The following is a 6,076-nucleotide window of genomic DNA, read 5'->3' on the forward strand; positions in this document are numbered from 1 at the left end:
ATCGCCGCGCCCAACTGCCCCTCGCCGCCGTCGATCAGCAGCAGGTCCGGGTCGGGCCGGTCGTCTGTTCCGTCGACGGCGCGTTCGGCCCGCCAGCGCTCGTGCTCGGTGTTCCCCTCCCGGATCTCGACGCCGGCCTCCCGGAGGCGGTCGCGCGCGTCCGCGGGGTCGACAGTGACCGTCGGCATGGGTAGGCTACCTCCCGGGCGCGTAAAGACGCCTCCGTTCTGCGTCACCCCGACACTCAAGTAGCGGAACGGGACCACCGACGGTATGCGCTGAGAGTGGTCCCGGTTCGGCCGAGGCGGGAGCGTGACACACCGGCCGGGAGGCGTTCGTGACACCTGTTCGCTACCTGAACACGGCAGTCCGGAGTGCCGCGCACAGAACTTTCAAGCCGACGCAGCGCCGAGTTCGAGGTGATGCGACTGGACGAGTATCTCGAGTACGAGGCGGACGAGGCGGCCGAACGCCGCCGTCTCGCCGAGGAGAAGAACTACGAGATACTCGACCACCTCGAGCAGTTCGAGAGCCGCTTCGAGGAGCACGTCACCGACGACGCGCTCGTCGGCAGCGTCTCCCCCTCCATCTTCGTCGGCCGGTCGGACTACCCGAAAGTGTCGACCGGGATCCTCTCGCCGGTTGGCCACGAGGACGACGCCGGGCGCTTCGAGACCAGCGGCGAGTGGTACGACGAGGGCGTCGGGATCGCGGACGTGTTCGAGCGCCGGACCAGCCTGCTGAACTCGAACCGTACCGGCGTGGGCGTCGACGTCCACGACGCGTGGGACGGGTTCACCGGCGTCCAGCGCGAGATCGCGATCGCCGACCGGCCCGTCGGCGTCGAGGTCGGGCTCGACGGCCGGCCGGACGTGGACTACGACGTGTCCCGCGACGACGTGGCGACGCCAGTGGGACCACGAGCCACTGCCCAGTCCGCTGACCTCACGGAGAACCCCCACGTCCCCCGCCCCGTCGAGAAGACGCTGGAGGACGACGACTGGCAGGCCCAAGGCGCGATCAACTACCTCTACCGCCGCGGGTTCGACGTGTACGACATCAACACGATCCTCTCGGCGGGTGCGCTCGGGCAGGCGGAGAACCGCAAGCTCGTCCCCACACGGTGGTCGATCACGGCCGTCGACGACACCGTCGGGCAGTACCTCCGCGGGACGCTCCGCGGGAACCAGAGCGTCGACAGCGTACAGGTCCACCACAATGAGTACCTCGGCAACAGCTTCTGGGTGATCCTCGCGCCGGGGAACTGGGAGTACGAGCTCGTCGAGATGAAGGCCCCGGGCAGCATCTGGAACCCCGACCCCGAGGCGGGCACGTATCTCGCGAGCGCCCACGAGGAGTTCGAGGGGCGGACGGGTTACGTCGACGAGACCGCGGGCGCGTACTACGCCGCCCGCCTCGGCGTGCTCGAACACCTCTCGGATATCGGCCGGCAGGCGAAGGCGCTCGTTTTGCGGCACGTCTCCGACGACTACTGGGGGCCGGTCGGCGTCTGGCAGGTCCGGGAGGCCGTCCGCCACGCCTTCGAGGGCGAGTACGGCACCGCGGAGACGCTGTCGGGCGCGATCAGCGAAGTCGGGACCCACCTGCCGGTCTCGGAAGCACGCCTGCGAAGAAAGTCGACGATGGCGGCGGGACTGCAGTCGAGCCTGCTCGAGTTCTGACTACTCCGCGTCGGTCTCGACGGGCCCGTGCCCGACGACCTCCTTCACCGCCTCGACGAATGACTGCCGAGTGTCGAAGTACGTCGTGTCGGTCTCCTCCAACACGTCTCCGAGAACTCGCCCGCCCTGGGGCGTTCGGATGGTCGCGTCACCCTCCTTCTCGACGATGCGGCTGCGCTCCTGTGGCCACGTGAGTCGTGCGGCCACCCGGGCGACGGGGGCACCCTCCACGTCGGGCCCTTCCCCGAGTTCGACAGCCGGTTCGTCCTCCTCCTCGGTCTCCTCTTCGCTCATACCCGGCACATCGCCCGTCCGGACGGTAACGCTTTCGATGGCGTCGACGGCGGGGACTTCTCCGTTCGCGAACAGATGTCTGACGTACGGCTTTTAGTCCGTGGGCTCTGTTACACACAGTATGACCAGCCTCTCGGAGGTGTACAAGCCCGACGCGGAGTTCCAGACCAGCCTCCGACGACTGTACGCGGGGCTGGGGCTGTTCGCGCTTGGCGGCCTCCTCGCGATCGCCGGGGTCGTCGTGGGAGCGACGACGCCGCTGCGCTCGCTCACCGCCTCGTGGGAGTGGGCCGGAATCCTCGCCGGACTCGGCGTTCCTGCGGCGATCCTCGGCGTGTTCATCGTACTCCCCTCGGGCCGGCGGACCCGGGTCGCGGCCGTGATCGGCGCCGCGCTCTCCATCCTCGGCGTCGCGCTGTTCGCCCACGCCTACCCCTGCCAGTGGGTGGGGACCAACTGTCTCGGGGACCGATCGCTGCTCACCCTCCCCGTCGCGCTGCTGTACTCCGCGGGGATCATTACGACGCTCTGGTGTCTGTTCACCGGGATCGTCAACTTCGAGTCCCGGAACAGCCCCGGCGGCACCGCCCGCGTCGAGGTGACCACACAGGGCGAGACGAAGGTGATCGAGGTGCCGACCTCGGAGCTCTCGAAGTTCTCCGGCAGCATGGGCGTCCTCGGCGGGACCCCCGACGTCGACTCCCCGGACCGCCCGGGCGCCGGCGGGGGAAGCGACAGTAGCGTCGCCAGCGACGGCGGGGCGTCGACGAACACGATCGACGACGTTGGCACCGGCGGCGCGTTCGTCGACGAGTCCGAGATCGCCGACGTGGGGCCGAGCAACCCCACCAGCGGGAGTTCATCGCGGAACCGTGGACCGAGTGACCCGTCGACGACCGACCCGCGCTCCGACGACGACTCCGTCGGCTCCAAACCGCCGCGGCGGGAGAACCGCGACGACGCCGCCGGCCGATCGGGAAGCAACACGGGCGAGGTGAAAGACGTCGGAACCGGGAGCTCCGCCCGGCGTGAAGACGACTGGACGCCGACTGGATCGACCCCCGAGAACGCCGCGGGCGGTCCCGACCGGGATAGCTACTGTGGCTCCTGTGCACAGTTCGAGTACGTCCAGACCGACCAGGGGATGCAGCCCTACTGTGGCCTCCACGACGAGATCATGGACGACATGGACGCCTGCAACGAGTACACCCCGCGGAAGTAGCTCACAGCGCGGCGAGCGTCTCGGCGACGTCGTCCCAGTGTGATCCTCTCCAGAACCACTGTCCACAGTCCCGACAGCGGTACGGCTCCACGTCGTCGGGGACGTGTTCGGGCGGGTCGTCCGTGTCCGCAGGCTCGACTTCGCCGTTGCAGGCGCTACAGCGCCGCGGTCGGTCGGGTAAGGAGAGGTGGACGCCAGCCGCGCGGAGCTCCCGGAGCTGCGCTTCGATCTCGCGCTCGGTGAGGAGGATGGCGTCGTCCGCCGCCGCCGCGAGTGCCTCGTCCCGGGTGAGCAGTATCCGGTCCTCAGCCGCGGCGAGGGTCCGGATCGCGTCGTCGCCCTCGATCCCCCGATCCAGCGCGTACGCGGCGTCGTAGCCACACATCCGGAGGTACGTCGCGAGCTTGCCGAGCATCACGTCGAGCAGGAACCGGTCCTCGTCGTTGGGGTCGTCCGTGGGGCCGGTCACTGGTCGAGGAACGCCCGCACGCCCTCGGCGTCGCGTGCCGTGAGCACGTCGTCGGTTTCGGCCCAGCCCCGGCGCGCGGTGTGGACGCCGAATCGCGCCTCCGAGAACGCGCCGGGGCGGTGGGCGTCGGTGTCGATCACGATCGTGGCGCCGGCCTCGACCGCCACCCGGACCGCCGAGTCGGGGAGATCGAGCCGGCTGGGGTTGGCGTTGAGCTCCAGCGCCGTCCCCGCGTCGGCCGCGGCCTCTGCCAGCCGCTCGAAATCCGGGGAGAGGCCGGGACGTTCGTTGATCAGCCGGCCCGTCGGGTGCCCGAGGATATCCGTCTCGGAGTGTTCGACCGCGGCGATCAGCCGTTCGGTCGCCTCGCCCCGGTCCTGTCCCAGCGCGGCGTGGGGCGAGACGACGACAACGTCGAGTTCCGCGAGCAGATCGTCCGGGGTCGAGAGCTCGCCCTCGGCGTCGACGTTCGTCTCGACGCCGTGGAGCAGTTCGAGGTCGTGCCCTTCGTCGGCGAGCGCGTCGCGAGCCGCCTCGATCTCGTCAGCCTGCTCGCGGACCTCCTCGGGGGAGAGTCCGGTGTTTCCGAACACGCCGGGACCCTCGGCGTGATCGGTGATCGCGAGGTAGTCGTGGCCGAACTCGGCCGCGCCGAACGCCATCTCCTCGACGGTCGCGTCGCCGTCGGACCACTCGGTGTGGGCGTGGAGGTCGCCGCGGATCTCCGATTCCTCGACGAGATTCGGTAGCTCGCCATCGCGAGCGGCCTCGATCTCGCCGGCGTTCTCGCGGAGTTCCGGCGGGATCAGGGGAAGGTCGAGCGCCTCGTACATCCCCGCCTCCGTCTCGCCGGCGACGCGGTCGCCGACACGCTGGCCCGAATCGGGATCGTCGACCGCCGAAACGTCGAAGCAGCCGTACTCGTTGAGCTTCAGGTCGCGGTCGATCGCGACGTTGCGCAGGTGGATGTTGTGGTCGCGGCTGCCGGTGAAGTACTGCAGGGCCGCGCCGAACTCCGAGGGGTCGACGACCCGGAGGTCGACGCGTACGCCGTCGCCGGTCCGGAGGCTCGCCTTCGTGGGGCCGGACTCGATCGTCTCGGTGGAGTTCTCCCACTCGAGGAATGCGTCGACGACCGCCTCGCCGTCGGTGCTGGCCGCGAGCACGTCCACGTCGCCAATCGTCTCCTTCCAGCGCCGGTTCGAGCCGGCGAGTTCGGCGGCGTCGACGGCGTCGATGCCCGCGAGGAAGTCCCGCGCGGCCTCACCAAGCGGGCGCCCGGTGCCGAGGAGGGTTCGCTGGTGGGCCTGCCGGGCGAAGTCGATCCCGTCGAGGATGTTCTGTTCCGTCTTGGGACCGAACCCCTTGATCTCCCGTATCTCGCCGTTCCGGGCGGCGTCCTCGAGCTCGTCGAGGTCGGTCACGCCGAGTTCATCGTACAGCGTGCCGACCGTTTTCGGGCCGACGCCCTCGACGCTCGTGAGCGCGGCCATGTTCACCGGGAGCTCCTCGCGGAGTGCTTCGAGCTCCTCGATCTCGCCGGTCTCGACGTACTCCACCAGTTTGGCGGCGATGGCGTCGCCGACGCGGTTGATCTCCGCGACGGCGTCCTCGCCGTCGTCGGCCAGTTCCTCGACCGGCTCGGGGTACTCCCGGACGTTCTCGGCGGCGCGCCGGTAGGCCGTGGGTTTGTACTCCACGTCCCGGGCGTCCAGCAGGTCGGCCATCTCTTCGAGCAGTGTCGCGAGTTCGTCGTTCGTGGGCATAAGGTGGGTCTCCGGAGTGATCTGGGTCGTCGCGTCTCGATGGGGCCGACGTGGGTCAGAGCGATCCGCGACGCCGGCTGCCGTCGTCGTCGTGGCCCAGCGCCTGCTGGAGGAAGTTCATCCAGCGCTTCTGGTCGACGGCCTCCTTTCGGGCGGCCTCCTGTTCGATACTGACCGGTTCGAGCTGTTCGAGCGCGTCGAGCGCGCGGTCGATCCCGATGATGCTGGCGGCGAGGCGTTCGCCTTCCGCGTAGCTGATCTCGCCCTCTTCGATCCGTTCGAGGCGCTCGTTGCGCTCCCGGCGGAGGTTCTTCTTGGCCTCGGCGACGCGCTCGCGCTCCTCGGCGGGGACGGTGTCGCGGCGCTTGATCTCGAAGACGAACTGCCGGAGTTCGAGGGTCTCGCCCTGCACCTCGATCTCCTCGGGGATGTCGGCGCCGATGGTGGCGGCTTCGCGGCCGACCCGTTCGAGCAGTTGTTTGCGCTCGTACTCCCTCACGGGCCGTGGTTGGGCGGGGCGACTCTTTGCTTCTTCGCCCATTGGTTGGTGGTGGTCGAGTTGCGGTGACGACGGGGACGGCGACCACAACAGCGTCTCGATCGTTGGCACCTTGTGACCGCGCCGCCCCGCACAGCCCACAGA

Annotated in this window: 6 protein-coding genes and 1 pseudogene; 2 read left to right on the forward strand and 5 right to left on the reverse strand. The window is 69.3% G+C overall.

The window, feature by feature from the left end:
• A pseudogene (locus tag ACFR9S_RS09850) lies at positions 1-188 on the reverse strand (hypothetical protein); the annotation flags it as partial.
• A 234-nt stretch (positions 189-422) separates the two neighbouring features.
• Between ACFR9S_RS09850 and nreA the strand changes: the two are divergent.
• On the forward strand, positions 423-1,682 hold the full coding sequence (gene nreA, locus ACFR9S_RS09855) for a DNA repair protein NreA (RefSeq protein ID WP_379731588.1): 1,260 nt from the start codon (positions 423-425) through the stop codon (positions 1,680-1,682).
• Here nreA and ACFR9S_RS09860 read toward each other — a convergent pair whose 3' ends face one another.
• Entirely contained in the window at positions 1,683-1,976 is a 294-nt protein-coding gene (locus tag ACFR9S_RS09860) for a DUF5789 family protein (RefSeq protein WP_379731589.1), read from the reverse strand. It lies immediately after the preceding gene.
• 121 nt (positions 1,977-2,097) lie between these two features.
• Between ACFR9S_RS09860 and ACFR9S_RS09865 the strand changes: the two genes are divergently transcribed.
• Positions 2,098-3,198 carry a DUF7139 domain-containing protein gene (locus ACFR9S_RS09865; RefSeq protein ID WP_379731590.1) on the forward strand — a complete coding sequence of 367 codons (1,101 nt, stop codon included), beginning with the start codon at positions 2,098-2,100 and terminating at the stop codon, positions 3,196-3,198.
• Between the two features lies 1 nt (position 3,199).
• Here the strand turns inward: ACFR9S_RS09865 and ACFR9S_RS09870 are convergent, their stop codons facing one another.
• Genes ACFR9S_RS09870 through ACFR9S_RS09880 form a run of 3 tightly spaced genes read right to left on the reverse strand, consistent with a single transcriptional unit; the run spans position 3,200 to position 5,932 of the window.
• On the reverse strand, positions 3,200-3,667 hold the full coding sequence (locus ACFR9S_RS09870) for a Mut7-C RNAse domain-containing protein (protein WP_379731591.1): 468 nt from the start codon (positions 3,665-3,667) through the stop codon (positions 3,200-3,202).
• A complete protein-coding gene (gene polX / locus ACFR9S_RS09875; RefSeq protein ID WP_379818526.1) occupies positions 3,664-5,433 on the reverse strand; it encodes a DNA polymerase/3'-5' exonuclease PolX in 1,770 nt (589 codons plus the stop codon). The genes ACFR9S_RS09870 and polX overlap by 4 nt, the downstream gene beginning before the upstream one ends.
• A gap of 55 nt (positions 5,434-5,488) precedes the next feature.
• On the reverse strand, positions 5,489-5,932 hold the full coding sequence (locus ACFR9S_RS09880; protein WP_379731593.1) for a DUF5788 family protein: 444 nt from the start codon (positions 5,930-5,932) through the stop codon (positions 5,489-5,491).
• Between the last annotated feature and the right edge of the window lie 144 nt (positions 5,933-6,076).

It is taken from the genome of Halolamina salina, from assembly GCF_042678005.1.
Taxonomy (GTDB): domain Archaea; phylum Halobacteriota; class Halobacteria; order Halobacteriales; family Haloferacaceae; genus Halolamina; species Halolamina salina.

Bases quoted from the DNA above. Each gene is read 5' to 3' on its own strand.
- polX (WP_379818526.1), bottom strand. From the start codon at position 5,433: ATGCCCACGAACGACGAACTCGCGACACTGCTCGAAGAGATGGCCGAC.
- ACFR9S_RS09860 (WP_379731589.1), bottom strand. From the start codon at position 1,976: ATGAGCGAAGAGGAGACCGAGGAGGAGGACGAACCGGCTGTCGAACTC.
- nreA (WP_379731588.1), top strand. From the start codon at position 423: ATGCGACTGGACGAGTATCTCGAGTACGAGGCGGACGAGGCGGCCGAA.
- ACFR9S_RS09865 (WP_379731590.1), top strand. From the start codon at position 2,098: ATGACCAGCCTCTCGGAGGTGTACAAGCCCGACGCGGAGTTCCAGACC.